This is a genomic window from Shinella pollutisoli (assembly GCF_024609765.1).
Lineage (GTDB): Bacteria > Pseudomonadota > Alphaproteobacteria > Rhizobiales > Rhizobiaceae > Shinella > Shinella pollutisoli.
Genome location: NZ_JANFDG010000005.1, coordinates 183,081 through 206,938, shown reverse-complemented (window position 1 = coordinate 206,938; position 23,858 = coordinate 183,081). Strand labels below are relative to the sequence as shown.

26 protein-coding genes are annotated in these 23,858 nt (G+C 68.0%); 13 read left to right on the top strand and 13 right to left on the bottom strand.

Annotation, left to right across the window (positions count from 1 at the left end; all coding sequences use genetic code 11):
* Positions 1-392 precede the first annotated feature (392 nt).
* Positions 393-3,239 (top strand): Rne/Rng family ribonuclease, encoded by a 2,847-nt coding sequence (locus NNZ72_RS06310; protein ID WP_257314186.1) that lies wholly within the window; start codon positions 393-395, stop codon positions 3,237-3,239.
* Positions 3,240-3,828: 589 nt separating this feature from the next.
* Here the strand turns inward: NNZ72_RS06310 and NNZ72_RS06305 are convergent.
* Complete coding sequence (locus tag NNZ72_RS06305; RefSeq protein ID WP_257314184.1) at positions 3,829-4,980, bottom strand: pyridoxal phosphate-dependent aminotransferase; 1,152 nt, start codon at positions 4,978-4,980, stop codon at positions 3,829-3,831.
* 191 nt (positions 4,981-5,171) lie between these two features.
* Between NNZ72_RS06305 and NNZ72_RS06300 the strand changes: the two genes are divergently transcribed.
* From NNZ72_RS06300 to aat, 5 genes are all read left to right on the top strand, one after another.
* Positions 5,172-5,930 carry a DsbA family protein gene (locus NNZ72_RS06300; protein ID WP_257314181.1) on the top strand — a complete coding sequence of 253 codons (759 nt, stop codon included), beginning with the start codon at positions 5,172-5,174 and terminating at the stop codon, positions 5,928-5,930.
* A 150-nt stretch (positions 5,931-6,080) separates the two neighbouring features.
* Positions 6,081-6,518 (top strand): type II 3-dehydroquinate dehydratase, encoded by a 438-nt coding sequence (aroQ, locus tag NNZ72_RS06295; protein WP_257314179.1) that lies wholly within the window; start codon positions 6,081-6,083, stop codon positions 6,516-6,518.
* Positions 6,519-6,543: 25 nt separating this feature from the next.
* Positions 6,544-7,011 carry an acetyl-CoA carboxylase biotin carboxyl carrier protein gene (gene accB, locus NNZ72_RS06290; RefSeq protein WP_257314177.1) on the top strand — a complete coding sequence of 156 codons (468 nt, stop codon included), beginning with the start codon at positions 6,544-6,546 and terminating at the stop codon, positions 7,009-7,011.
* Positions 7,012-7,021: 10 nt separating this feature from the next.
* On the top strand, positions 7,022-8,365 hold the full coding sequence (accC, locus tag NNZ72_RS06285; RefSeq protein WP_257314175.1) for an acetyl-CoA carboxylase biotin carboxylase subunit: 1,344 nt from the start codon (positions 7,022-7,024) through the stop codon (positions 8,363-8,365).
* A 16-nt stretch (positions 8,366-8,381) separates the two neighbouring features.
* Positions 8,382-8,996 (top strand): leucyl/phenylalanyl-tRNA--protein transferase, encoded by a 615-nt coding sequence (aat, locus tag NNZ72_RS06280; protein ID WP_257314173.1) that lies wholly within the window; start codon positions 8,382-8,384, stop codon positions 8,994-8,996.
* Between the two features lie 163 nt (positions 8,997-9,159).
* Here aat and NNZ72_RS06275 read toward each other — a convergent pair whose 3' ends face one another.
* The 4 genes from NNZ72_RS06275 to gatB all read right to left on the bottom strand — a co-directional run bounded on the left by NNZ72_RS06275 (position 9,160) and on the right by gatB (position 12,293).
* Complete coding sequence (locus tag NNZ72_RS06275) at positions 9,160-9,588, bottom strand: DUF2155 domain-containing protein (protein WP_257314170.1); 429 nt, start codon at positions 9,586-9,588, stop codon at positions 9,160-9,162.
* A gap of 135 nt (positions 9,589-9,723) precedes the next feature.
* Positions 9,724-10,119: an NADH:ubiquinone oxidoreductase subunit NDUFA12 gene (locus tag NNZ72_RS06270; protein WP_257314167.1), complete on the bottom strand. Its 396-nt coding sequence runs from the start codon at positions 10,117-10,119 to the stop codon at positions 9,724-9,726.
* A gap of 103 nt (positions 10,120-10,222) precedes the next feature.
* Positions 10,223-10,723, bottom strand: coding sequence for a GNAT family N-acetyltransferase (locus NNZ72_RS06265; RefSeq protein WP_257314164.1), 501 nt, complete (start codon positions 10,721-10,723; stop codon positions 10,223-10,225).
* A gap of 67 nt (positions 10,724-10,790) precedes the next feature.
* On the bottom strand, positions 10,791-12,293 hold the full coding sequence (gatB, locus tag NNZ72_RS06260; protein ID WP_257314162.1) for an Asp-tRNA(Asn)/Glu-tRNA(Gln) amidotransferase subunit GatB: 1,503 nt from the start codon (positions 12,291-12,293) through the stop codon (positions 10,791-10,793).
* A gap of 277 nt (positions 12,294-12,570) precedes the next feature.
* On the opposite strand from gatB, the gene NNZ72_RS06255 reads away from it, so the two are divergent.
* On the top strand, positions 12,571-12,828 hold the full coding sequence (locus NNZ72_RS06255; protein WP_257314159.1) for a YjhX family toxin: 258 nt from the start codon (positions 12,571-12,573) through the stop codon (positions 12,826-12,828).
* 34 nt (positions 12,829-12,862) lie between these two features.
* Here NNZ72_RS06255 and NNZ72_RS06250 read toward each other — a convergent pair whose 3' ends face one another.
* The 4 genes from NNZ72_RS06250 to NNZ72_RS06235 all read right to left on the bottom strand — a co-directional run bounded on the left by NNZ72_RS06250 (position 12,863) and on the right by NNZ72_RS06235 (position 16,118).
* The gene (locus tag NNZ72_RS06250) at positions 12,863-13,375 is read right to left on the bottom strand and encodes a GNAT family N-acetyltransferase (protein WP_257314156.1); all 513 of its coding nucleotides are present in this window, start codon (positions 13,373-13,375) and stop codon (positions 12,863-12,865) included.
* 125 nt (positions 13,376-13,500) lie between these two features.
* Positions 13,501-14,982: an Asp-tRNA(Asn)/Glu-tRNA(Gln) amidotransferase subunit GatA gene (gatA, locus tag NNZ72_RS06245; RefSeq protein ID WP_257314153.1), complete on the bottom strand. Its 1,482-nt coding sequence runs from the start codon at positions 14,980-14,982 to the stop codon at positions 13,501-13,503.
* Positions 14,983-15,030: 48 nt separating this feature from the next.
* Positions 15,031-15,318, bottom strand: coding sequence for an Asp-tRNA(Asn)/Glu-tRNA(Gln) amidotransferase subunit GatC (gene gatC / locus NNZ72_RS06240; protein ID WP_257314150.1), 288 nt, complete (start codon positions 15,316-15,318; stop codon positions 15,031-15,033).
* Positions 15,319-15,413: 95 nt separating this feature from the next.
* The gene (locus tag NNZ72_RS06235) at positions 15,414-16,118 is read right to left on the bottom strand and encodes a metal-dependent hydrolase (RefSeq protein WP_257314145.1); all 705 of its coding nucleotides are present in this window, start codon (positions 16,116-16,118) and stop codon (positions 15,414-15,416) included.
* A 109-nt stretch (positions 16,119-16,227) separates the two neighbouring features.
* Here NNZ72_RS06235 and NNZ72_RS06230 point away from each other — a divergent pair, with 109 nt between their 5' ends.
* Both NNZ72_RS06230 and ruvX read left to right on the top strand, forming a co-directional pair.
* Positions 16,228-16,524 carry an alkylphosphonate utilization protein gene (locus tag NNZ72_RS06230; protein ID WP_257314142.1) on the top strand — a complete coding sequence of 99 codons (297 nt, stop codon included), beginning with the start codon at positions 16,228-16,230 and terminating at the stop codon, positions 16,522-16,524.
* A gap of 10 nt (positions 16,525-16,534) precedes the next feature.
* A complete protein-coding gene (gene ruvX, locus NNZ72_RS06225) occupies positions 16,535-17,017 on the top strand; it encodes a Holliday junction resolvase RuvX (RefSeq protein ID WP_257314139.1) in 483 nt (160 codons plus the stop codon).
* Here ruvX and NNZ72_RS06220 read toward each other — a convergent pair.
* The 3 genes from NNZ72_RS06220 to NNZ72_RS06210 form a co-directional block, all read right to left on the bottom strand.
* Positions 16,966-17,289 (bottom strand): DUF6105 family protein, encoded by a 324-nt coding sequence (locus NNZ72_RS06220; protein WP_257314136.1) that lies wholly within the window; start codon positions 17,287-17,289, stop codon positions 16,966-16,968. The two genes, ruvX and NNZ72_RS06220, sit on opposite strands and share 52 nt — an antisense overlap.
* Positions 17,286-17,420 carry a hypothetical protein gene (locus tag NNZ72_RS06215; protein ID WP_257314134.1) on the bottom strand — a complete coding sequence of 45 codons (135 nt, stop codon included), beginning with the start codon at positions 17,418-17,420 and terminating at the stop codon, positions 17,286-17,288. Before NNZ72_RS06215 ends, NNZ72_RS06220 begins: the two co-directional genes overlap by 4 nt.
* 238 nt (positions 17,421-17,658) lie before the next feature.
* Positions 17,659-19,311, bottom strand: a complete 1,653-nt coding sequence (locus NNZ72_RS06210; RefSeq protein WP_257314131.1) for an acyl-CoA dehydrogenase family protein — start codon at positions 19,309-19,311, stop codon at positions 17,659-17,661.
* A 160-nt stretch (positions 19,312-19,471) separates the two neighbouring features.
* On the opposite strand from NNZ72_RS06210, the gene NNZ72_RS06205 reads away from it, so the two are divergent.
* From NNZ72_RS06205 to dprA, 4 genes are all read left to right on the top strand, one after another.
* Positions 19,472-20,413 (top strand): aspartate carbamoyltransferase catalytic subunit, encoded by a 942-nt coding sequence (locus NNZ72_RS06205; RefSeq protein ID WP_257314128.1) that lies wholly within the window; start codon positions 19,472-19,474, stop codon positions 20,411-20,413.
* Positions 20,410-21,702 carry a dihydroorotase gene (locus NNZ72_RS06200; RefSeq protein WP_257314125.1) on the top strand — a complete coding sequence of 431 codons (1,293 nt, stop codon included), beginning with the start codon at positions 20,410-20,412 and terminating at the stop codon, positions 21,700-21,702. The genes NNZ72_RS06205 and NNZ72_RS06200 overlap by 4 nt, the downstream gene beginning before the upstream one ends.
* Positions 21,703-21,844: 142 nt before the next feature.
* The gene (plsY, locus tag NNZ72_RS06195; RefSeq protein WP_371747727.1) at positions 21,845-22,459 is read left to right on the top strand and encodes a glycerol-3-phosphate 1-O-acyltransferase PlsY; all 615 of its coding nucleotides are present in this window, start codon (positions 21,845-21,847) and stop codon (positions 22,457-22,459) included.
* A gap of 2 nt (positions 22,460-22,461) precedes the next feature.
* Positions 22,462-23,613 carry a DNA-processing protein DprA gene (dprA, locus tag NNZ72_RS06190; RefSeq protein ID WP_257314122.1) on the top strand — a complete coding sequence of 384 codons (1,152 nt, stop codon included), beginning with the start codon at positions 22,462-22,464 and terminating at the stop codon, positions 23,611-23,613.
* Here the strand turns inward: dprA and NNZ72_RS06185 are convergent.
* The gene (locus NNZ72_RS06185) at positions 23,545-23,781 is read right to left on the bottom strand and encodes a hypothetical protein (protein ID WP_306766210.1); all 237 of its coding nucleotides are present in this window, start codon (positions 23,779-23,781) and stop codon (positions 23,545-23,547) included. The genes dprA and NNZ72_RS06185 overlap by 69 nt on opposite strands.
* Positions 23,782-23,858 lie beyond the last annotated feature (77 nt).

The window sequence follows — 23,858 nt, the reverse complement described above, 5'->3', positions numbered from 1 at the left end:
ATGACGGGACCTAACCTCGTCGGGACTTGGCGCCAAACCGGGCCCTCATCCGCCGTCGCACCGCTTTCTCCCGGCCGATTGAATCGCGTAATCCGGCGGTGGCCGGACTTGTTCGGGTGGTTTTCCACCTTCGCCCCATGCGGGGCAAACTCATCGGACCGACAGGTCTATGGCATTGGCATTCTCGTTTGGACGTTGATGTTGTCGCAGCGGATTTTCCCAGAGGATAACAGGCACCGGGATGACATCCCGGCCTCTGTCTGGCCGCTGCCCGCCCAACCGCACCGGACGGGACTTTACATATCCGGCGCAACCCCCTCCTCTTTCGGCACGTCCTTCTCAAGGGACCGTTCGCCAGACGGAGCGGCCTTGCGTCGAGGAGCACAATCTAAATGGCAGAGAAAATGCTTATCGATGCGTCTCACGCAGAGGAGACGCGGGTTGTCGTCGTACGCGGGAACCGCATAGAAGAATTCGACTTCGAATCCCAATACAAGAAGCAGATCCGCGGCAACATCTACCTTGCCAAGGTCACGCGCGTCGAGCCGTCGCTGCAGGCGGCCTTCGTCGACTACGGCGGCAACCGCCACGGCTTCCTGGCCTTCGCCGAAATCCACCCCGACTACTACCAGATCCCGCTCGCCGACCGGCAGGCGCTCCTGAAGGCGGAAGCCGAGGAGCATCGCCGCGGCGACGACGACGTCGAGCCGGTCGAGACGGCGCGCGATCTCGCGGGCGCGGACGAGGCGCCCGCCGCTGCGGCCGAGGCCGCCGTCGAGGAGGCCCCGGTCGAGGCCGCACCCGAGGCCGAGGTCGCGGAAGCCGCCGCCGACCTCGCCGAGGAGGCGCCTGCCGAGAAGCCGAAGAAGCCGCGCCGCACCCGCAAGGCGAAGGCCAAGGCCGAGGACGCGCCCGAGGCCACGGAGGCCGCCGCCGAGGGCGGCGAGGACGACACGCCCGGCGGCGCGATGGCCATGGCCGTCGACACGGACGAGATTTCCGAACCCGCCGAGCGCAAGCGCGGCCGCCGCCGGCGCGACGACGACGATGACGACGATCACGGCGAGGAGAAGGAAGTCATCGAATCGGTCGGCGCCGAGGACGCGATGGAAGAGGTTCCGGACCGCGTCATCCGCAAGCCGCGCAAGCAGTACCGCATCCAGGAAGTCATCAAGCGCCGGCAGATCCTGCTCGTGCAGGTCGCCAAGGAGGAGCGCGGCAACAAGGGGGCGGCGCTCACCACCTATCTGTCGCTCGCCGGCCGCTACTCGGTGCTGATGCCGAACACGGCGCGCGGCGGCGGCATCTCCCGCAAGATCACCAACCTGCAGGACCGCAAGCGGCTGAAGGAGATCGCCCGCGAGCTCGACGTGCCGCAGGGCATGGGCGTCATCCTGCGCACGGCCGGCGCCAACCGCACCAAGGTCGAGATCAAGCGCGACTTCGAATACCTGATGCGCCTGTGGGAGAACGTCCGCACGCTGACGCTGTCGTCGACCGCGCCCTGCCTCGTCTACGAGGAAGGCTCGCTGATCAAGCGCTCGATCCGCGACCTCTACAACAAGGACATCAGCGAGATCGTCGTCGCCGGCGAGGAAGGCTACAAGGAGGCGAAAGCCTTCATGAAGATGCTGATGCCGAGCCACGCGAAGGTCGTGCAGCCCTATCGCGACGTGCATCCGATCTTCTCGCGCTCCGGCATCGAGGCGCAGCTCGACCGCATGCTGCAGCCGCAGGTGACGCTGAAATCCGGCGGCTACATCATCATCAACCAGACCGAGGCGCTCGTCTCGATCGACGTCAACTCCGGCCGCTCGACGCGCGAGCACTCCATCGAGGAGACCGCGCTGCAGACGAACCTGGAGGCGGCCGAGGAAGTGGCGCGCCAGCTCCGCCTGCGCGACCTCGCCGGCCTCGTCGTCATCGACTTCATCGACATGGAGGAGAAGCGCAACAACCGCGCCGTCGAGAAACGCCTCAAGGACCATCTCAAGAACGACCGCGCCCGCATCCAGGTCGGCCGCATCTCGCATTTCGGCCTGCTCGAGATGTCGCGCCAGCGCATCCGCGCCTCGGTGCTCGAATCGACCATGCAGACCTGCCCGCACTGCAACGGCACGGGCCACATCCGCTCGCAGTCGTCGGTGGCGCTGCACGTGCTGCGCGGCGTCGAGGAATACCTGCTCAAGAACACGACGCACAACATCACCGTGCGCGCGACGCCCGACATCGCGCTCTACCTGCTCAACCACAAGCGCGGCACGATCGTCGACTACGAGGCCCGCTTCGGCGTGCGCATCATCATCGAGGCCGACGCCCATATCGGCGCGCAGCATTTCGCGGTCGACCGCGGCGAGCCGGTGGAAAACCCGGTCAAGATCGAGCAGATCCTGCACTTCGAGCCCGAGCCGGAAGAGGACGACGTCGTCATCGAGGAGGAGTTCGACGAGGACGAGGGCGAAGCCCGTCCGGCTGCTGCCGCCGCGCAGGCGAACGGCACTTCGGACGAGAACGGCCGCAAGCGCAAGCGCCGCCGCCGCCGTCGCGGCCGCGGCCGCGAGAACGGCGAAGGCACCGACACGGCCTCCTTCGGCGGCGAACTGCCGGGCGACGAGGACACCCTGGAGGAAGACGACGGAGCGGACGGCAATGGCGGGGACGAGGCGGAATCGCCGGCCGCGGCCGAGGCCGGCGATTCGGACGAGCCGCGCCGCAAGCGCCGCCGCCGCGGCAAGCGTGGCGGCCGCCGCAACCGGGCCGACGAGGCACTGGACGCCGCCGGCGAGGATGGCGCCGCGGATGATGACGACGACGAAGGCGACGACGAGGAAGAGGCCGCCGCCATCGTCTCGGTGACGGAAGAAGAGGCCGGCGAGGCGCCGGTCGTCGCCGAGGCCGAAGCGGAGGAAGCGCCCGCCAAGCCGAAGCGCGCGCGCCGCAGCCGCAAGGCCGCGGCCGAGGAGAGCGTCGCCGAAGAGGTGCCGACCGACGAGGCCGTGCGCGCCGAGATCGAGGCGGCGCCCGTCGAAGAGGTGGCGGAAATCCCGGCCGAGCCCGCCGTCGAGACGGCCGCTGCCGACCTCGACGAGCCGGAGAAGCCCGTCCGCGGCAACCGCGACCTGTCGCGCATCGCCTCCGAGCCGGTGGTCAAGTCCTCGGCCGTCAAGGAAGGCGAGCCGGAGAACGAGCCCGAGAAGCCGAAGCGCGGCGGCTGGTGGCAGCGCCGCGGCTTCTTCTGAGCCGCAGGACATTCGGAAATGAAGAAGGCCCGGCAGCGATGCCGGGCCTTTCGTTTGTTGGCTGTGCCCTGCCGGGCGGTCGCCTATGGAATCCGCCCTCACCCTGCCCCTCTCCCCGCGAGCGGGAGAGGAACCTGTTCCGTGAAGCGGTGGCGGCCGGGAAAACGATGTGGAATTTACCCCCAATCCTAACCCTTGTAACTTGGAATTTGCTTCCCGGACTGGCCGGTCCGGGAAGGTTCGCGACCAAGCCCGACAACTCCAAGAACTTCAAGTTCGTGGGAGAGCAAGGGACACCCGCCGGGATTTCCCAAGCCCGTACAGTCGCTTGGGCCAAGCTCCGGCCGGGGGCCAAGCCCGCTATGCGCAAGGATGGGACACCGAAACTCTCTACAAACTCCTCGTTCCTAAGCCCTTTCTTGGCTTGCAATTCAAGGCAGTCGCTCTCCCCGCAAGTGGGGAGAGAGGACCTGCCCGCGAACGGCGATAACCCGGGAAAACGATGCGGCTTCCTTCCTTCTCCCCGCCCGCGGGGAGAAGGTGGCCGGCAGGCCGGATGAGGGGCGCGCGCCCTTATGCAATCCCGCCCTCAGCCCAGCCACGCCCCGATCCGCTCCGTCGCCGTCACCATCTCCTCGTAGGACCCGGCATAGGAGAAGCGCATCGTGTGCCGGCCGTCGACGGGGTCGAAGTCGAGGCCGGGGGTGGCGGCGACGTCGATCTCGGCGAGCATGCGCCGGGCGAAATCCATGCTGTCGTTGGTGAAGCGGGAGACGTCGACATAGGCGTAGAAGGCGCCGTCCATCGGCGAGGCCACGGAAAAGCCGAGCGCCGGCAGGCGTTCGGCGAGAAGGTCGCGGTTGCGGCGGTAGGCGTCGCGGTGGGCGTCGAGCTCCTCCGTCGCGCCGAGCGCGGCCTCCGCCGCGATCTGCGATAGTTCCGGCGCGGAGATGTAGAGGCTCTGGGCGATGCGCTCGACCGGGCGCACCAAAGCGTCCGGCAGCACCATCCAGCCGACGCGCCAGCCGGTCATGCAATGGTATTTGGAGAAGGAGTTGATGACGACGGCGTCCGCGCCGAACTCCAGCGCCGTCGCCTCCTCGCCGACGAAGGCGAGGCCGTGGTAGATCTCGTCGGAGATGAAGGCGACGCCGTTGTCGCGGCACCAGGCGGAAAGCGCCGCGAGGTCTTGCCGGCCGGTCACGGTGCCGGTCGGGTTGGCGGGGCTTGCGAGCAGCACGCCGTCGATGCGGCCGTGCTCGGCGGCCGCCGCCTCGAGGGCGGCGGGCGCCAGCGTGAAGCCGTTGTCGCGGCTCACCTCGATCTCCACCGTCTCGATGCCGAGGGCGGCGAGGATGTTGCGGTAGGCCGGATAGCCGGGCCGCGCGATCGCCACCCGGTCGCCGGCGTCGAAGAGGGCGAGGAAGGCGAGGTTGAAGCCGGCCGACGAGCCGGTGGTGACGGCGATGCGGGCCGGATCGACGGAGACGCCGTGCCGGTCGCGGTAGAAACCGGCGATCGCCCTGCGCAGCGACGGCAGGCCGAGCGAATCGGTGTAGCCGATCCGGCCCGTATCGAGCGCCGCACGCGCGGCGGCGAGCGCCGCCTTCGGCGCGGGATGCACCGGCTGGCCGACCGCCATGGAGATCACCGGCCTGCCGGCGGCACGCCGCCGCGTCGCCTCCGCCAGCACGTCCATGGCGTGGAAGGGTTCGACGGCGCCGCGTCGGGAGAGTTTCATGGGCTTCGCTCCGCTTGCAGGAAGCCTCCTCCTAGCGCCAACGCTCCCCCGTTCACAATCCCGCGAGGGCCGAAAATCCGCCGCTTTTGCCCTGTCCTTTCCGCCGGAGCGTCCCTAAGCTCGTCCTTGACGCCGCGCGCGGGACATGACAATCGGGCGCGAAACGCCTCACCGAGGGAACGGAAACGGACATGACATTCAGGACTTCGCTGGCGGCCTCCGTCGCGCTCGGCATCGCATTCGCAGCCCCCCTCCCCGCGCTCGCCCTCGACGACGCCCAGAAGAAGGAATTCGGCGCGTTCATCCGCGAATACCTGCTCGAGAACCCCGAAATCCTCCTCGACGTGCAGGAGGCGCTGCAGCGCAAGCAGCAGGAGGCACAGCAGGTGAAGGCCGTCCAGGCGATCACCGACAACGAGACGGCGATCTTCTCCTCCGACCACGACATCGCGCTCGGCAATCCGGACGGCGACGTCACCGTGGTCGAGTTCTTCGACTACAATTGCGGCTACTGCCGCCGCGCGCTTTCCGACATGGACGCGATCATCGCCTCCGACAAGAACGTGCGCTTCGTGCTGAAGGAACTGCCGATCCTCGGTCCCGATTCGCTCGCCGCCCACAAGGTGAGCGCCGCCGTGCGCGATCTCGCGCCGGAAAAATACGGCGACTTCCACCGCAAGCTGCTCGGCAGCGACGGCCGGGCGACCGAGGAGAGCGCCATCGCGGTCGCCGTCGAGCTCGGCCTCAAGGAGGAGGACATCCGCAAGACGATGGCCGACAAGCCGCACGACGACGCCGTGCGCGAGGCCTATTCACTCGCCAACGACCTCGGCATCACCGGCACGCCCTCCTACGTGATCGCCCGCGAGACGGTGTTCGGCGCCGTCGGCGCGGACGACCTGGAGGCGAAGATCGCCAACGTGCGCTCCTGCGGCAAGGCGACCTGCTGAGCCGCCATCTTCCTGCCATATCGCCGGTGTTCAGCCTCCGCGGCTTGTGGACAGCGGACCCATGGACCCGCGCCTTGCGCCCGCTTGGGGCTTTCCCTGCGGGAATCGCCGGTCTATAGGTACTCGTCCATCCAGCATGCGGACTTTCGAATGGCATCCACCTTCTTCGTGCTCAACGGCCCCAACCTGAACGCACTCGGCAAACGCGAGCCCGGCATCTATGGCGGGCAGACGCTCGCCGATATCGAGGCGCTCTGCCGGGCCGAGGGCGAGCGGCTGGGCTTTGCCGTCGATTTCCGCCAGTCCAATCACGAAGGCGATCTGGTCGACTGGATCCACGAGGCCGGCGACACCGCCGCCGGCATCGCCATCAACGCCGGCGCCTACACGCATACGTCCGTGGCGCTGCACGACGCCATCCGCGCCATAAGGATCCCCGTCGTGGAGCTGCACCTTTCCAACGTGCACGCCCGCGAGGAATTCCGCCACAGGTCGATGATCGCCCCCGCCGTCAAGGGCGTCATCTGCGGCTTCGGCGCGACGAGCTACATCCTGGCGCTCAACGCGCTTTCATCCATAACGACATAACAACAAGACCCCGAGGCTCACTTCCATGGCTGACAAGAAACAAGGCATCGATCAGGCCCTGATCCGCGATCTCGCCAACATCCTCAACGAGACCGACCTGACCGAGATCGAAGTGGAGCAGGACGACCTGCGCATCCGCGTCTCGCGCGCCGGAACGCCGCAATACGTGCAGGCGCCGGTCGCCCCGCCGGCCGCTGCGCAGTTTGCGGCCGCGCCCGCGGCCGCCGCCGCAGCGCCCGTCGCCGACGCCCGCTCCAACAAGAACGCCGTGACGGCGCCGATGGTGGGCACCGCCTATCTCTCGCCCGCTCCGGGTGCGCGCCCCTTCGTCGAGGTCGGCTCCACGGTCAAGGAAGGCCAGACGATCCTCATCATCGAGGCCATGAAGACGATGAACCAGATCCCGGCGCCGCGCTCCGGCAAGGTGACGGAGATCCTCGTCGGGGATGCCGCGCCGGTCGAATACGGCGAGCCGCTGGTCATCATCGAATAAGGCGGGCCAGATGATCTCCAAAATCCTGATTGCCAATCGCGGCGAGATCGCGCTCCGGGTCCTTCGGGCCTGCAAGGAGCTGGGCATCGCCACGGTTGCCGTGCATTCGACGGCGGATGCCGACGCCATGCACGTCCGCCTCGCCGACGAGAGCGTGTGCATCGGCCCGCCGCCCTCGCGCGACAGCTACCTCAACATCCACCAGATCGTCGCGGCCTGCGAGATCACCGGCGCCGACGCCGTGCATCCGGGCTACGGCTTCCTGTCGGAGAACGCCAAATTCGCGGAGATCCTCGACGCGCACGGAATCACCTTCATCGGCCCGACGGCGGAGCACATCCGCATCATGGGCGACAAGATCACCGCCAAGAAGACGGCCGAAGAGCTCGGCATCCCGGTCGTGCCCGGTTCCGACGGCGAGGTGAAGCCGGACAACGCGCTCGAAGTCGCCCGCAAGATCGGCTTCCCGGTGCTGATCAAGGCCACCGCCGGCGGCGGCGGACGTGGTATGAAGGTGGCGAAGACCGAGGCCGATCTCGACGAGGCGGTCTCCACCGCCCGTTCCGAGGCGCTCGCCGCCTTCGGCAACGACGCCGTCTACATGGAGAAGTATCTCGGCAAGCCGCGCCACATCGAGGTGCAGGTGGTCGGCGACGGCGAAGGCGACGCCATCCATCTCGGCGAGCGCGACTGCTCCTTGCAGCGCCGCCACCAGAAGGTCTGGGAGGAGGCGAACTCGCCCGCCCTCAACGTCGAGCAGCGCATGAAGATCGGCAAGATCTGCGCCGACGCGATGAAGAAGCTGAAATACCGCGGCGCCGGCACGATCGAGTTCCTCTACGAGAACGGCGAGTTCTATTTCATCGAGATGAACACGCGCCTGCAGGTCGAGCATCCGATCACCGAGGCGATCACCGGCATCGACCTCGTGCACGAGCAGATCCGCGTCGCCTCCGGCGCCGGCCTTTCCGTGCGGCAGGAGGACGTCGTCTTCTCCGGCCACGCCATCGAGTGCCGCATCAATGCCGAGGACCCGCGCACCTTCGTGCCCTCGCCCGGCACGATCACGCATTTCCATGCGCCGGGCGGGCTCGGCGTGCGCGTCGATTCGGGCGCCTATCAGGGCTACCGCATCCCGCCCTACTACGACAGCCTGATCGGCAAGCTGATCGTGCACGGGCGCACGCGCGTGGAATGCATGATGCGGCTGCGCCGGGTCCTTGACGAGTTCGTCATCGACGGCATCAAGACGACGCTGCCGCTGTTCCAGGACCTGATCGGCAACCAGGACATCGCCAACGGCGACTACGACATCCACTGGCTGGAGGATTATCTGGCCAAGACCGACGCCTGAGGAGGCGCCGGTCGCCATGGCGGGACGGCGCAGCCGGAACACCGAGATCACGCCGGAGCTGCTGCTGCGCGCCTATTCCATCGGCCTCTTCCCGATGGCCGATTCGGCGGACGACCCGGAGCTCTTCTGGGTCGAGCCGGACATGCGCGGCATCATCCCGCTCGACACCTTCCACGTCCCGCGCAGCCTGGCGAAGACCATCCGCAGAAAACCCTTCGACATCCGCTTCGACACCGCTTTCGACACGGTGATCGCGGCCTGCGCCGAGCCCGCGCCCGGCCGGCCGACGACCTGGATCAACGGCAAGATCCGCGCGCTCTATTCGACGCTGCACCGCATGGGCCATGCCCATTCGGTCGAGGCCTGGGCGGGGGACGAACTGGTCGGCGGGCTCTACGGCGTGTCGCTCGGCGCCGCCTTCTTCGGCGAGAGCATGTTCTCGCGCCGCACCGACGCCTCGAAGATCTGCCTCGTGCACCTGGTGGAGCGGCTGAAGGCGAACGGTTTCCGGCTGCTCGACACGCAGTTCACGACGGAGCACCTGAAGACCTTCGGCGCGATCGACGTGCCGAAGGCGGACTACGAGGACATGCTGGCGCGGGCCGTGGCCTCGCCGCATCTGCCGTTCTGAGCGTGTGAAGGCCCCTCATCCGGCTGCCGCCACCTTCTCCCCGCTTGCGGGGAGAAGGGGATGTGGCGAGGGTTTCCTGATTTGGGAAAACATTACGGCAAAGTCCCTTCGTCCCGCTTGCGGGGAGAAGGTGGCGGCAGCCGGATGAGGGGCAATCAAACCCTTATTCGTTTTCCGGCGGCGGCACGTCGGACTTCGCCTTGCACTCGATCAGCCAGACGTCGTAGACGGGGTGCTCGACGGCGTTGAGGCCGGGGCTGTCGGCGAACATCCAGCCCGTGAAGATGCGGCGGATCTTCCGGTCGAGCGTGATCTCGTCGACCTCGACGAAGGTCGTCACCTTCTGCGCCTCGGTCTCGTCGCGGCTGTAGCAGACGCGCGGCGTCACCTGCAGCGCGCCGAACTGCACGGTCTCGCCGATATAGACGTCGAAATTGGTGATGCGGCCGGTGATCTTGTCGATGCCGGAGAAGACGGCGACGGGATTTTCGATCCGCGCGGCATGGGCGGAGCCCGCAAGCGCCGCGAGCGCGAGACAGGCCGCCGGAAGAAGCCGCCGTCCGGCCGTCGCCGAGAAAATCCCAAATGTCATGAAGCCGTCTCCTGCGATCCGTGTCCGGCACGCGGCCGGCGCCCTCGGGCTACCGGCGAATTGTGGCCAAATCGGTGTCTTTCGTTTCACGCAATTGCGGACGCAAGACCGCTTCGCACCTTTGCCGGAATCGCTTCAGCCGCCGGGCGTCCAGGCGTCGTAGTCGCCCGTCACGCGCGGGCGCTCGCCGGCGGCGGCGATCGAGCCCGGCGGGCGGTAGGCCTGCGCCGTGCCGGTCGGGTTCGGGCGGTGCGGCTTCTGCCATTCGCGGGCCTTGTAGGCCTCGTCGGCGGGCGAGACGTCGGTGCGGTGATGCATCCAGCCGTGCCAGCCCGGCGGGATCTTCGAGGCCTCGGCATAGCCGTTGTAGATCACCCAGCGGCGGGTGCGGCCCTCGGAATCCTTGCCGCCCTGATAGTAGACGTTGCCGAATTCGTCCTCGCCGACCTTGGTGCCGACGCGCCAGGTGTGGAAGCGGGTGCCGATCGTCTGACCGTTCCACCAGGTGAAGATCTGCTTGAGAAGGTTCATGGATGTCGTCCTTGCAGGGGACCGATGGTCGTTTCCGCTTATGGCGCGCAAGCACCGGAATGTCCAGAGATTCCCGCAGCTTCCCCGGGGCTTTTCGCCGCGCTCAGCCGCCGAGCGGCTTTTCGTAGACGTGGAGCGGCAGGCCGGAGACGATGTCCACCGTATGCCGCGTCTCGCCCACCCTGACGAAGCCGTGCGCCGTATAGAAGGCGATCGCCGCGGCGTTGCGCGGATCGACCTCGAGCTGCATGGCGGTGGCGTCGGGAAAGCAGGTCTCCAGCTCGGCGAAGAGGTCGCGGCCGATGCCTTGGCGCTGGTGGCGCGGCAGGACGTAGAGCTGGTGCAGGAGCGCCAGCGTCGGCCGCTCCTTCGACAGCGCCGCATAGCCCATGCCGGCAAGCGTGCGGCCGTCGTCGGCGACGACGAACTCGCTGTCCCTGCGTTCGAGCCGCGCCTTCAAGGCCGGCACCGAATGCCAGCGCGCCGAGACCTCGGCGACCGTGTCGGCGCCGTAGAGCGCGTCGAAGGACGCGTGCCACGTCTCGGTAAGCAGCGCGCTGACGGCCGCGAGATCCCGCTCCGAGGCCGTGCGGACGAAGAACACGGGAAGCTCCTTTCCTTTCGATGCAATTCCGGACGGAAAACCGCTTCGCACTTTTCCTGGAATTGCGTCAGTCTTCCAACCCGAGCTTCGCCTTGACGAGCGCCTGCACGGCCTGCGGGTTGGCCTTGCCACCGGTCGCCTTCATCACCTGGCCGACGAACCAGCCGGCGAGGTTGGGCTTGGCCTTGACCTTCTCGACCTGGTCCGGGTTGGCGGCGATGATCTCGTCGACGGCCTTCTCGATGGCCCCGGTGTCCGTCACCTGCTTGAGGCCCCGCGCCTCGACGATCCCGGAGGGCTTCCCGCCCTCGTTCCAGACGATCTCGAAGAGGTCCTTGGCGATCTTGCCCGAGATCGTGCCGTCCTTGATGAGGTCGATGATCTCGCCGAGCTGGGCGGGCGAAACCGGAGTCTCCTCAATGGCTTTGCCGGCCTTGTTCAAGGCGCCCATGAGGTCGTTGATGACCCAGTTCGCCGCCGCCTTGCCGTCGCGGCCGGCCGCCAGCGCCTCGAAATAGTCGGCGATCGCCTTTTCCGAGACGAGCACGGAGGCGTCGTAGACCGAGAGGCCGAGCTCGCGGATGAAGCGCTCCTTCTTGTCGTCCGGCAGCTCCGGCAGGTGTGCTGCAAGCTCCGCGACGAAAGCGTCGTCGAATTCGAGCGGCAGGAGGTCCGGATCGGGGAAATAGCGGTAGTCGTGCGCGTCCTCCTTGGAACGCATGGAGCGGGTCTCGCCCTTGTTGGGGTCGAAGAGGCGCGTCTCCTGGTCGATGACGCCGCCGTCTTCCAGGATGCCGATCTGGCGGCGGGCCTCGTATTCGATCGCCTGGCCGATGAAGCGGATGGAGTTGACGTTCTTGATCTCGCAGCGCGTGCCGAAGGGCTCGCCCGGCCGGCGCACGGAGACGTTGACGTCGGCGCGCATCGAGCCCTCGTCCATGTTGCCGTCGCAGGTGCCGAGGTAGCGCACGATCGAGCGCAGCTTCGTCATGTAGGCCTTGGCCTCGTCGGAGGAGCGCATGTCCGGCTTGGAGACGATCTCCATCAGCGCCACGCCCGAGCGGTTGAGGTCGACATAGGACATGGTCGGATGCTGGTCGTGCATCGACTTGCCGGCGTCCTGCTCCAGGTGCAGGCGCTCGATGCCGATCTCGATGTCCTCGAAATTGCCCTGCCGGTCGGGGCCGAGCGAGATGACGATCTTGCCCTCCCCGACGATCGGGTCCTTGTACTGCGAGATCTGGTAGCCCTGCGGCAGGTCCGGGTAGAAATAGTTCTTGCGGTCGAAGACCGAGCGCTTGTTGATCTGCGCTTTCAGGCCAAGGCCGGTGCGGACCGCCTGGCGCACGCACTCGATGTTGATGACCGGCAGCATGCCCGGCATTGCCGCGTCGACCAGCGAGACGTTAGCGTTCGGCGCCTTGCCGAATTCCGTCGAGGCGCCGGAGAACAGCTTGGACCGGGACAGCACCTGGGCGTGCACCTCCATGCCGACGATCACCTCCCACTCGCCGGTGGCGCCGGGGATCAAGCGTTTCGGATCGGGGGTGCGGACGTCGACGATGGTCATGGGATGCTCGTTGGAAAAGCTTCGGATTTGCCTGTCTCGGTAGAACATATGGCCCGCCCGTGCAAGGCTTCGGGGCGAAGCATTGACCGCCCTGCCCGCCTGCGCCTATGAAGGCATGTCCTTCATGGAGTCTGGATGTCACACCAGTCGGAGACCCGCTGAGGACCCTGCCCGCATCCTTTTGCGCGCGGGGTCGGAAAAACGATGAACCCTGCCACCCCCGGGTGGCGGACCGTTTTTTCGCGTTCATGCGAACGCCAGACAGGTTTCCGGAACAATGGACATCTCACGCGCGGAACAGCGCATTCTCCACCTGCTCGCCCAGGGCGGCAGGATCGACATCGAAAGGGGCGAGAACCGCAGGATCGTCGCCGTCGCCTGCATCACGCGGGACGGCTGGCGCACGGGCGGGCTGGACATCCCGCTCTTCCGCAAGCTGAAGCGGCGCGGCTGCATCGCCTCCAGCGGGGGCAGGCCCTATCGCATCACCGGCCGCGGGCTGGAGCTCGTCCGCGCCCAGGCCGACAACCGCTGACCGCTTCGGGAGGGGGCGGCGCGCCCGCCTCCTCTCAGAAGCCGCCCGGCCCGTATCCGAGCGGTTCGTCGGCGACGAGTTGCTTCCTCAGGCCGACCGATTCGACGTCGCGGTCGAGGCGGGCGGCATAGGCGACCGAGAGCCAGTGCACGCCGTAGCCGCGGTTGCGGAAGAAGCCGACCGCGCGGTCGTTGCGCGCATGGGTCTGGAGGCGCGCGGCCTCGAAGCCGGCGGCGGCGATCTCCGCCTCAAGGGCTGCGACCAGCGCCGTGCCGGCCCCCTGCCGCTGCCGGGCGGGATCGACCCAGAGGTCGGTGATCTCGTCGTCCAGCGCCTCGCGCGCCGCCCAGCCGACGACCGCCCCCGCCTGCTCGGCGACGATCGCCCGCAGCCAGTGCGCGACGAGGAACTGCTGGAAGGCGATGCGGGCGTTCTCGCGCAGCGTCGAGAGGTCGGCAAGGCCCGTCGCGGCCTGCGCCCAGGCCGCCACGCCGATGTCGACGAGCAGCGGGATGTCCTCTTCGCGGGCGTTGCGGACGGTGATCATGGCGGAAGCATCAAAGCACCGTCACGCCGCCGTGGCGAGTGAGACGAATCGAAATGATTGTGGATTGCGCGAGCTACCCCCCTCTGGCCTGCCGGCCAGAGGGGGGGGTATCACAAGCACAATGCCTACCACCACTTCGTCGGCGAGAAGCGGCCGGCGGCCTGCTCGATGACGTGGGCGGTCCTGAAGAGGGTCTCCTCCTCGAAGGGCTTGCCGATGAGCTGGAGGCCGAGCGGCAGGCCCTTATGGTCGAGGCCGGCGGGAACCGACAGGCCCGGCAGGCCGGCCATGTTCACCGTCACCGTGAAGATGTCATTGAGATACATCTTCACCGGATCGGCGGCGAGGTCCTCGTCGGCGATGCCGAAGGCCGACGACGGGGTGGCCGGCGTCAGGATCGCGTCGACACCGGCCTGGAAGGCGAGCTCGAAGTCGCGCTTGATCAGCGTGCGCACCTTCTGCGCCCGGAGGTAATAGGCGTCGTAGTAGCCGGCCGAGAGCACGTAGGTGCCGATCAGGATGCGGCGCTTGACCTCGGTGCCAAAGCCGGCGGCGCGGGTCTTCTCGTACATGTCGACGATGTCCTTGCCGTCGACGCGCAGCCCGTAGCGCACGCCGTCGTAGCGGGCGAGGTTCGAGGAGGCTTCCGCGGGCGCGACGATGTAATAGGCCGGCAGCGCGTATTTCGTGTGCGGCAGGGTGATGTCGACGATCTCCGCGCCGGCGTCCTTCAGCCAGGCGATGCCCTGCTGCCAGAGCGCCTCGATCTCCTCGGGCATGCCGTCGACGCGGTATTCCTTGGGGATGCCGATCTTCATGCCCTTCAGCGACTGGCCGAGTGCCGCCTCGTAGTCCGGCACCGGCAGGTCGACGGAGGTCGTGTCCTTGTCGTCGACGCTCGCCATGGACCTGAGCAGGATCGCCGCGTCGCGCACGTCGCGGGCGATGGGGCCGGCCTGGTCGAGCGAGGAGGCGAAGGCGACGACGCCGAAGCGGGAGCAGCGGCCGTAGGTCGGCTTGATGCCGACGGTGCCGGTGAAGGCGGCGGGCTGGCGGATCGAGCCGCCGGTGTCGGTCGCGGTCGCGCCGGCGCAGAGGAAGGCGGCGACGGCGGCCGCCGAGCCGCCGGAGGAGCCGCCCGGCACTAGGTCGGCATTGGAGCCCTTGGCGCGCCACGGGTTCTTCACGGGGCCGTAATAAGAGGTCTCGTTGGAGGAGCCCATGGCGAACTCGTCCATGTTGAGCTTGCCGAGCATCACCGCGCCGTCGTTCCAGAGGTTCTGCGTGACGGTCGATTCGTAACGCGGCCTGAAGCCGTCGAGGATGTGGCTGCAGGCCTGGGTGTGGACGCCCTCGGTGCCGAACAGGTCCTTGATGCCGAGCGGGATGCCCTCCAGCGCGCCGGCCTTGCCGGCGGCGATGCGGGCGTCGGAGGCCTTCGCCATCGCGCGCGCCTTGTCGGCGGTGACGGTGACATAGGCGTTGATCGCCGGGTTGGCGGCCTCGATCGCGGCGAGATAGGCGTCGGTCAGCTCGGCGGCGGAAAATTCCTTCGCGGCGAGTTTTTCGCGCGCTTCGGCGATGGTGAGGCGGGTCAGGTCGGTCATGGAGGACGTCTTTCGGATACGGGCGGTTCGGACGGCGGGCGGACGGTGTTACTCGACCACCTTGGGAACCAGGAAGAAGTTGCGGTCGGAGGCCGGCGCGTTGGCGACGATGTCGTCGGCCTTGTCGCCGTCGGTGACGGCGTCCTCGCGCTTCTTCATCGCCATCGGCGTGACGGAGGTCATCGGCTCGACGCCCGCGACGTCCACCTCGGACAGTTGCTCGACGAAGCCGAGGATGCCGTTCAGCTCGCCGGTCATGCGGTTTGCCTCTTCCTCGCTGACGGCGATGCGGGCAAGGCGCGCGACGCGCTTCACGGTGGCGATATCTACGGACATGGGGCGTCTCCGGTCAGAAATACCCCTCCGCTATACTGACCAAGCCGGAGGGGCGCAACCGGGTGCAGGCCCGGTTTGCGCGTGCTGTCCGGATTTCAGCGCACGACGACGTCGCCGACGCGCGGAACCTCCACAATCGAGGACTGGCCGTCCATGGCGGCGAGGAAGGTGTCGGCGGTCTTCTCGATGATGCCGAAGGAGCCGTAGTGGCAGGGGATCACCGTCGAGAACTGGAAGAAGCGGCGGCAGGCGAGTGCCGCCACCGCGCCGCCCATGGTGAAGCGGTCGCCGATCGGCACGAGGCCGATGTCGGGCTGGTGCAGCTCGTTGATGAGGCCCATGTCGGAGAAGATGTCGGTGTCGCCCATGTGGTAGAGCGTCGGCTCGTCCTCGACATGCAGCACGAGGCCGTTGGCGTTGCCGAGCGAATGGGAGACGCCGTCCTCGGTGATCTGCGCGGAGGAATGGAGCGCGTTGACGAAGGTGACGGAGAAGCCGTCGTAATGCACGGTGCCGCCGGTATTGCCCATGTCGACGGTGCCGACGCCCTTCGAGCCGAGCCAAGCGGCGAGATCAGCGTTCGCCAGCACCGTCGCGCCCGTCTCCCTGGCGATGGCGATCGTGTCGCCGACGTGGTCGCCGTGGCCATGGGTCAGGAGGACGTGGGTGAGGCCCGCCGCGGCGTCCTTACGGGTCGATTCGTCGAAGGCGGGGTTTCCGGTGAAGAACGGGTCGATGAGGATCCTCGCCTTCGCCGTCTCGATGCGGAAGGCGGAATGGCCGAGCCAGGTGATTTTCATGCTTGTTCTCCCGTTTGGTCCTTTGGCGCGATATAGAAGCGGCGAAGGCCGTTTCCATCCGTCGTGGGATCGTTATAAGCGGCTAATGTCCCAGCTTGAAGGAGCCGCCATGAGCGACGACGACTATATCTACGACGAAGCGACCGGCGAATGGCGGCCGGCCTCCGAAATCGCGGCGGAAAAGGCCGCTGCCAACGTCGTGCACGACGCGGCCGGCAACGTGCTCGCCGACGGCGATTCGGTCGTGCTGGTGAAGGATCTCAAGGTGAAGGGCGCCGGGCAGACGCTGAAGCAGGGCACCGTGATCCGCTCGATCCGCCTCACCGACAATCCGGAGGAGATCGACTGCCGGCACGAGACCATCAAGGGGCTGGTGCTGCGCACGGAATTCGTCCGCAAGCGCTGAGGGGATCTCCATGGCGACACTGACGCTGGAAGAGCTTTCGCAAACCCTCCTGCCCGGCCAGCCGGTCGCCGGCCTCGACCTCGGCACCAAGACCATCGGGCTTGCCGTCTCCGACCTCGGCCGGAGGCTCGCCACGCCACGGCCGGTGCTGAAGCGGGTGAAGTTCACGCAGGACGCCGAGACGCTGCTTTCCTTCGCCGCGAAGGAGAAGGTCGCCGCCTTCGTCATCGGCCTGCCCGTCAACATGGACGGCTCGTCCGGCCCGCGCGTGCAGGCGACGCGCGCCTTCGTGCGCACGATGGCGGAGAAGACGGACATACCCTTCGTCTACTGGGACGAGCGGCTGTCGACGGTGGCGGCGGAGCGCACGCTGATCGAGATGGACGTGTCGCGCAGGAAGCGGGCGGAGCGGATCGATTCGGCCGCCGCCGCTTTCATCCTTCAGGGCGCGCTCGACAGGCTCTCGTCGCTGGCGAGGGCCTCGGAGGCCTGACGGCGCGCCTGCCACCAGGCGGCGATCCGGCGGCGGCGGCGGAAGGCCATGAGCGCGAGCACCAGGAAGCTGTCGAAGACGATGGCGCGGGCGACGAGCGGCGGCAGGTCCTCCGGCGGGATGCCGAGGATATGGCCGTAGATCTGGAACACCAGGTCATGGGCGTCGCGCGTCAGCATGAAGAAGCCGAAGCTCATGTCGTAGTAGGAAAGCCCGTACCAGCCGCCGAGGAGCGCCACGGGCATCGCCCAGAGGGACAGGAACCACTTCATGCCGCTCTCCTCCGCATGGTGAGCAGAAGGTCGCCGGCAACGAAGACCGTCTCGCTCGCGACGACGCCCGCCAGAAGCACCGCAAGCGGCACGGCGATGTCGAGCGCCAGAGAGGCAAATAGGGTCGTCATGACCAAAATCCAGGCCGTCCTGGCCATAGGGCACTCGCTGCATGGTTAACGAAACATGAAGCGCAACTTGGCCCGTTAACCCTTCCTCCGCAACGTAAACCCTTTGTTAAGGTTAATATCCACCGTCAGGCGAGCCTTCGACGGGGACTGGGGGATTCAGGAAATGCAGCGCCGCCGTTCCCTTCTCCCCGCCGGGGAGACGGGGCGAGAAGCACGCTTGTAATTCCACGCGCGATAGCTACCGCGCCGGCGGATAGAGCAGGTCGACGATGTAGGCCGAATCGAAGCGCGAATCGAGCATGCCGTAGGTGGCGCGCCAGCCCGACGCGAGCCGCGTCTCGAGGAAGGCGTCGGCCACCCTGCCCGCCCCGGCCCGGTAGAGCTCGGCGGCGGCGGCGGCGAGCGCGAGCTGCTCGACCAGCAGGCGCGCCGCCCCCTCGTCGCGCTCGCAGAGCGAAAGGGCGGCGCGCAGCACCTCGACCGTCTTGCGGCCGGCCGGGCCGAGATCGCGGGCGAGCGCTGCAAACAGGATCTCGAACAGATCCTTGCCGTGGCCGAGCACGCGCAGCACGTCGAGCGCCATGACGTTGCCGGAACCCTCCCAGATCGCGTTGACCGGGGCCTCGCGGTAGTGGCGGGCGATCGGCCGTTCCTCGACGTAGCCGCTGCCGCCGATGCACTCCATCGCCTCGTAGATGAGGGCGGGCGCGATCTTGCAGCACCAGTATTTCGTGACGGGCGTCATGACGCGGGCGTAGGCCGCGTCCTCGGCGCTGTCGCGCGCCTTGTCGAAGGCCTCGGCGAGGCGGAAGGCGAGCGCCGTGGCGCCGGCCACGTCGAGCGCCATGTCGGCGAGCACGCGCGTCATGATCGGCTGGGCGACGAGCGGCTTGCCGAAGACGTTCCGGCCGCGCGTGTGGTGCACGGCTTCAGCGAGCGAGGCGCGCATGATGCCGGCCGAGGCCAGCGCGCAGTCGAGCCGCGTCAGCGTCACCATGTCGAGGATGGTGCGGATGCCGGCGTCCGGCGCGCCGAGCAGGAAGCCGAAGGTGTCGGAGAACTCCACTTCCGAGGAGGCGTTCGAGCGGTTGCCGATCTTGTCCTTGAGGCGCTGGAAGCGCAGGCCGTTGGTCGAGCCGTCCTCCAGGAGGCGCGGCACGAGGAAACAGCCCATGCCCTCGCGCGTCTTCGCCAGCATGACGAAGCCGTCGCTCATCGGCGCCGACATGAACCACTTGTGGCCCGAAAGGCGATAGATGCCCTCGCCGACGCGCTCGGCCGTCGAGGTATTGGCGCGGACGTCCGTGCCGCCCTGCTTTTCCGTCATGCCCATGCCGATGGTGACGGCGCTCTTCTGCATGGCCGGCTTGTTGGTCGAATCGTATTTGCGCGACAGGATCTTGCCGCCCCATTCGCGCTGCACCTGCGGCGAGGCGGAAAGGGCGGCGACCGAGGCGCTGGTCATCGTCAGCGGGCAGAGATGGCCGCTTTCGAGCTGGGCCGTCAGGTAGAAGCGCACGGCGCGGGCCTTGTGCGCCCTGCCCTTCTCGTCGGCGACGGTCTCCCACAGCGAGGAATGCAGGCCGCTTGCCATCGAGCGGCGCATCAGCGCATGCCAGGCGGGATGGAAATCGACGACGTCGATGCGCTCGCCGCGCGGCCCGTGGGTGCGCAGCTCCGGCACGCCGTGGTTGGCCATGCGGGCGAGCTCCTGCGCCTCCGGCGAGGTGACGTAGCGGCCGATGGCGTCGAACTCGTCGCGCAGCGCCTTCGGCATCGCGTCTGTGGCGTCGACCAGCAGCGGGTCGGAGCGGTAGGCGTTGATGCCCGACCAGAGCGGCGGCTGGTTGAGATCGGCGAGTTTCTGTTCGGTGCGTGCGTCGCGAGTCATGGAGGGGTTCTAGCCCAGTTCCGGAGCGGACGAAACGGGGGGACGCGGGCGGCCTCAGAAAAGCGTGGGAATGCGGCGAAAGGCCCGTCTTTTCCTTGCCGGGGCGGGAGCGAGGCTCTAAGGAAAGCCCGCATATCCACGACAGTTGAGGCGGAGCCCCATGGACCTCTTTCCGCATCGCCACCTCCTCGGCATCAAGGGCCTGACCGAGCAGGACATCACGCTCCTGCTCGACCGGGCCGACGAGGCCGTGAAGATCTCCCGCCAGCGCGAGAAGAAGACCTCGACGCTGCGCGGCCTCACCCAGATCAACCTGTTCTTCGAGGCCTCGACGCGCACGCAATCCTCCTTCGAGCTCGCCGGAAAGCGTCTCGGCGCGGACGTGATGAACATGTCGGTCGGCAATTCCTCGGTGAAGAAGGGCGAGACGCTGATCGACACGGCGATGACGCTGAACGCCATGCACCCCGACGTTCTGGTGGTGCGCCACTCCTCCGCCGGGGCCGCCGCCCTGCTCGCCCAAAAGGTCTCCTGCGCGGTGGTGAACGCCGGCGACGGCCAGCACGAGCATCCGACCCAGGCGCTGCTCGACGCGCTGACGATCCGCCGGGCCCGGGGCAAGCTCTCGCGCATCATCGTGGCGATCTGCGGCGACGTCTTGCATTCGCGCGTCGCCCGCTCGAACATCCTGCTGCTCAACGCCATGGGCGCGCGCGTGCGCGTCGTCGCGCCGCCGACGCTGCTCCCCTCCGGCATCGCCGAGATGGGCGCCGAGGTCTACCACTCGATGGCTGAGGGGCTGAAGGACGCCGACGTGGTGATGATGCTGCGCCTGCAGCGCGAGCGCATGTCCGGCGCCTTCGTGCCCTCGGTGCGCGAATATTTCCACTATTACGGCCTCGACGCGGAGAAGCTGAAAGCGGCGAAGGCGGATGCGCTGGTCATGCATCCCGGCCCGATGAACCGCGGCGTCGAGATCGCCTCGGAGATCGCCGACGGGCCGCAGAGCGTGATCGAGCAGCAGGTCGAGATGGGGGTCGCCGTGCGCATGGCCGTGATGGAAACGCTTCTTCTCTCGCAGAACCGGGAGCCCCGCGCATGAGCCGCACGACCGTCATCCAGAACGTCCGCATCCTCGACCCGTCGCGCAACGTCGATGAAAAGGGCGCCATCGTCGTCGAGAACGGCCGGATCGCCGCCGCGGGCGCCGGCGCGCTGAACCAGGGCGCGCCGGAAGGGGCCGAGGTGGTCGACGGACGCGGGCTGATCGCCGCGCCGGGCCTCGTCGACGCGCGCGTCTTCGTCGGCGAGCCGGGCGGCGAGCATCGCGAGACGATCGAATCGGCCGCGCGCGCCGCGGCGGCGGGCGGCGTCACCTCCTTCATCATGATGCCGGACACCGATCCGGTCATCGACGACGTGGCGCTGGTCGAGTTCGTGCTGAAGACGGCGCGCGACAAGGCGGTCGTCAACATCCATCCGGCCGCAGCGCTGACCAAGGGTCTCGCCGGCGAGGAGATGACGGAATTCGGCCTGCTCAAGGAGGCCGGCGCCGTCGCCTTCACCAACGGCCGCCACCCCGTGCACAACGCGCAGGTGCTGCGCCGCGCCATGACCTATGCCCGCACCTTCGGCGGCGTCATCGCGCTGGAGACGCGCGACAAGCACCTCGGCGCCGGCGGCGTCATGAACGAAGGGCTGCTTGCAAGCTGGCTCGGCCTCTCCGGCACGCCGCGCGAGGCGGAGCTGATCCCGCTCGAACGGGATCTCCGCATCGCCGGCCTGACCACGGCCGCCTACCATGCCGCGCAGATCTCCGTGCCGGAATCGGCGGACGCCATCGAGATCGCCCGGGCGCGCGGGGCGAACGTCACCTGCGGCATCTCGATCAACCACCTGACGCTGAACGAGAACGACATCGGCGAGTACCGCACCTTCTTCAAGCTCTCGCCGCCCTTGCGCGGCGAGGACGACCGCAAGGCGATGGTCGACGCATTGGCGAAGGGGACGATCGACATCATCGTCTCCTCGCACGACCCGCAGGACGTCGACACCAAGCGCCTGCCCTTCGCCGACGCCGCCGACGGGGCGATCGGGCTGGAGACGATGCTCGCCGCGGCACTCCGCCTGCACCACAGCGGCGAGGTGCCCTTGATGCGGCTCGTCGATGCGCTGTCGACGCGGCCCGCAAAGATCTTCGGTCTCGACGCCGGCACGCTCGCGCCGGGGGCTGCGGCCGACATCGTGCTGATCGATCCCGACGAGCCATGGCTTGCGACGCGCGACACCTTCGTCTCGCGCTCGAAGAACACCGCCTTCGAGGATGCCCGCTTTACGGGGCGTGCCGTCAGCACCTATGTTGCCGGCAAGCGGGTGCATTCGCTGGGGTAGGCCTGTCGGGCCGCCTTCTTCCCGAGGGAGAAGGGGAATACCGTCAGCGCCGCATTTCCCTTCTCCCTCGGGGAGAAGGTGCCGGCAGGCGGATGAGGGGCGCTGCGGCGGATGAGCTGGAAGACGAACTGGGGGAACTGACGTGTCCGAAATCCTCACCTGGCAGCCCGGCGCGCTGGCGACGCTTGCCGCCCTCGTCTTCGGCTACCTCCTCGGCTCCATCCCGTTCGGCCTCGTCCTGACGCGGCTCGCCGGCCTCGGCGACGTGCGCAAGATCGGCTCGGGCAATATCGGCGCGACCAACGTGCTGCGCACCGGCAACAGGAAGCTCGCCGCCGCGACGCTGCTGCTCGACGCGCTGAAGGGCACGGCGGCCGCCGCGATCGCCGCGCGCGTCTCGCCCGACCTCGGCCTCGCGGCGGGCTTCGCCACCTTCCTCGGCCACCTCTTCCCGGTCTGGCTCGGCTTCAAGGGCGGCAAGGGGGTCGCCACCTATGTCGGCGTGCTGCTCGGGCTGGTGCCGGTGGTGGTGCCCGTCTTCGCCGCCGTCTGGGGCGCGGTCGCCTGGCTCAGCCGCTATTCGTCCCTGTCCGCCCTGGTTGCAACGGCTGCCTCACCGGTTGTATTGTGGTTTCTCGGTCACGAGAAGGCGGCGCTCGTCTTCGCGCTCCTGACCGTAATCACCTGGTGGAAGCACCGGGCGAACATAACCCGCCTTCTCGGCGGCACCGAGAGCAGGATCGGCGACAAGGGATAGCGATGACCGACGGCGCAAGGAAACAGGGAATTGCGCTTTCGGAACGACAACGGATCGCCTGGCTGCGCCTGATCCGCAGCGACAATGTCGGGCCGGTCACCTTCCGCGACCTCATTAACCATTTCGGCAGCGCCGAGACGGCGCTCACGATGCTGCCCGAGCTCTCCCGCCGCGGCGGCGCGGCGCGCGCCATCCGCGTGGCCAGCATGGCCGATGCCGAGCGCGAGCTGGAGGTCGCCCGCCGGCACGGCGCCGCCTTCGTCGGCATCGGCGAGCCGGACTATCCGCCGCTGCTGCGCCAGATCTACGGCGCGCCGCCGCTCCTTGCCGTCATGGGCAACCGCGCGGTCGCGGCCGCACCCGCCGTCGGCATCGTCGGCGCACGCAACGCCTCCGTCTCCGGCATGAAGTTCGCGGGGCTCATCGCCCGCGGCGTCGGCCGCGCCGGCTATGCCACCGTCTCCGGCCTCGCCCGCGGCATCGACACGGCCGCCCACCGCGCCAGCCTCGACACCGGCACGATCGCCGCCATGGCCGGCGGGCTCGACTGCCCCTACCCGCCGGAAAACGCCGACCTTCTCCGGGAGATCGCCGACGGCCAGGGGCTCGCCGTCAGCGAGATGCCGTTCGGCTGGGAGCCGCGCGCCCGCGACTTCCCGCGCCGCAACCGGCTGATCGCCGGCATGGCGCTCGGGCTCGTCGTGGTGGAGGCGGCGACGCGTTCCGGCTCGCTGATCACGGCGCGCAACGCCGCGGATTTCGGCCGGCTCGTCTTCGCCGTGCCGGGCTCGCCGCTCGACCCGCGCTCGGAGGGCACGAACGGGCTCCTGAAGGAGGGGGCGACCATCGTGACGGGGGCGGAAGACGTGCTGGAGGCGCTGCGCCCGCTCGCCGAGCCGGACCTCTTCGTCGCGGCACGCACCGGGGCGGACGAACCGGACGACGGCCCGCCGCCGCTCGCCGCCCTGCCCCCGAGCGAGGACGAGCGGGCGCGCGTCGTCGACGCGCTGAACCTCGTCCCCACCGATATCGACGACATCATCCGCCACACCGGCATCGCCGCGCCGACGGTCTATCTCGTGCTGCTAGAGCTTGATCTTGCCGGGCGCCTTCACCGGCACGCCGGCGGCGCGGTCTCCCGCGCGCCGGACTGACAGCGGCCGCAACCCCGCCTGGATGTCGCCCGCCTCGACATAGGCCATCTCGATCAGGTAGCCCAGCATCTCCGCGCCCTCGTTGTGGGCGACGGTGCGCAACTCCCCGAGCATGTTGCGGACATAGACGATGTTGTCCAGCGTGCCGCTCGGGGATTGGACGGGCATGGCCGATTTCGAATTCATGAGTTGCACCTGCGGTTCGATCGCGCGCGGCGCGCAATTCCATCACGACAAAAACGATA

Coding starts and splice junctions, on each gene's coding strand:
- NNZ72_RS06250 (WP_257314156.1), bottom strand. CDS start 13,375: ATGATCACCGTCCGCAACGCCCGCGAAGAGGACATCCCGCTGCTCGTC.
- NNZ72_RS06200 (WP_257314125.1), top strand. CDS start 20,410: ATGAGCCGCACGACCGTCATCCAGAACGTCCGCATCCTCGACCCGTCG.
- aat (WP_257314173.1), top strand. CDS start 8,382: ATGGCGGGACGGCGCAGCCGGAACACCGAGATCACGCCGGAGCTGCTG.
- NNZ72_RS06220 (WP_257314136.1), bottom strand. CDS start 17,289: ATGAAGTGGTTCCTGTCCCTCTGGGCGATGCCCGTGGCGCTCCTCGGC.
- gatC (WP_257314150.1), bottom strand. CDS start 15,318: ATGTCCGTAGATATCGCCACCGTGAAGCGCGTCGCGCGCCTTGCCCGC.
- NNZ72_RS06310 (WP_257314186.1), top strand. CDS start 393: ATGGCAGAGAAAATGCTTATCGATGCGTCTCACGCAGAGGAGACGCGG.
- dprA (WP_257314122.1), top strand. CDS start 22,462: ATGACCGACGGCGCAAGGAAACAGGGAATTGCGCTTTCGGAACGACAA.
- gatB (WP_257314162.1), bottom strand. CDS start 12,293: ATGACCATCGTCGACGTCCGCACCCCCGATCCGAAACGCTTGATCCCC.
- NNZ72_RS06255 (WP_257314159.1), top strand. CDS start 12,571: ATGGACATCTCACGCGCGGAACAGCGCATTCTCCACCTGCTCGCCCAG.
- NNZ72_RS06300 (WP_257314181.1), top strand. CDS start 5,172: ATGACATTCAGGACTTCGCTGGCGGCCTCCGTCGCGCTCGGCATCGCA.
- NNZ72_RS06270 (WP_257314167.1), bottom strand. CDS start 10,119: ATGAACCTTCTCAAGCAGATCTTCACCTGGTGGAACGGTCAGACGATC.
- NNZ72_RS06185 (WP_306766210.1), bottom strand. CDS start 23,781: ATGCCCGTCCAATCCCCGAGCGGCACGCTGGACAACATCGTCTATGTC.
- accB (WP_257314177.1), top strand. CDS start 6,544: ATGGCTGACAAGAAACAAGGCATCGATCAGGCCCTGATCCGCGATCTC.
- NNZ72_RS06210 (WP_257314131.1), bottom strand. CDS start 19,311: ATGACTCGCGACGCACGCACCGAACAGAAACTCGCCGATCTCAACCAG.
- aroQ (WP_257314179.1), top strand. CDS start 6,081: ATGGCATCCACCTTCTTCGTGCTCAACGGCCCCAACCTGAACGCACTC.
- gatA (WP_257314153.1), bottom strand. CDS start 14,982: ATGACCGACCTGACCCGCCTCACCATCGCCGAAGCGCGCGAAAAACTC.
- NNZ72_RS06235 (WP_257314145.1), bottom strand. CDS start 16,118: ATGAAAATCACCTGGCTCGGCCATTCCGCCTTCCGCATCGAGACGGCG.
- accC (WP_257314175.1), top strand. CDS start 7,022: ATGATCTCCAAAATCCTGATTGCCAATCGCGGCGAGATCGCGCTCCGG.
- NNZ72_RS06205 (WP_257314128.1), top strand. CDS start 19,472: ATGGACCTCTTTCCGCATCGCCACCTCCTCGGCATCAAGGGCCTGACC.
- NNZ72_RS06230 (WP_257314142.1), top strand. CDS start 16,228: ATGAGCGACGACGACTATATCTACGACGAAGCGACCGGCGAATGGCGG.
- NNZ72_RS06215 (WP_257314134.1), bottom strand. CDS start 17,420: ATGACGACCCTATTTGCCTCTCTGGCGCTCGACATCGCCGTGCCGCTT.
- NNZ72_RS06305 (WP_257314184.1), bottom strand. CDS start 4,980: ATGAAACTCTCCCGACGCGGCGCCGTCGAACCCTTCCACGCCATGGAC.
- NNZ72_RS06275 (WP_257314170.1), bottom strand. CDS start 9,588: ATGACATTTGGGATTTTCTCGGCGACGGCCGGACGGCGGCTTCTTCCG.
- ruvX (WP_257314139.1), top strand. CDS start 16,535: ATGGCGACACTGACGCTGGAAGAGCTTTCGCAAACCCTCCTGCCCGGC.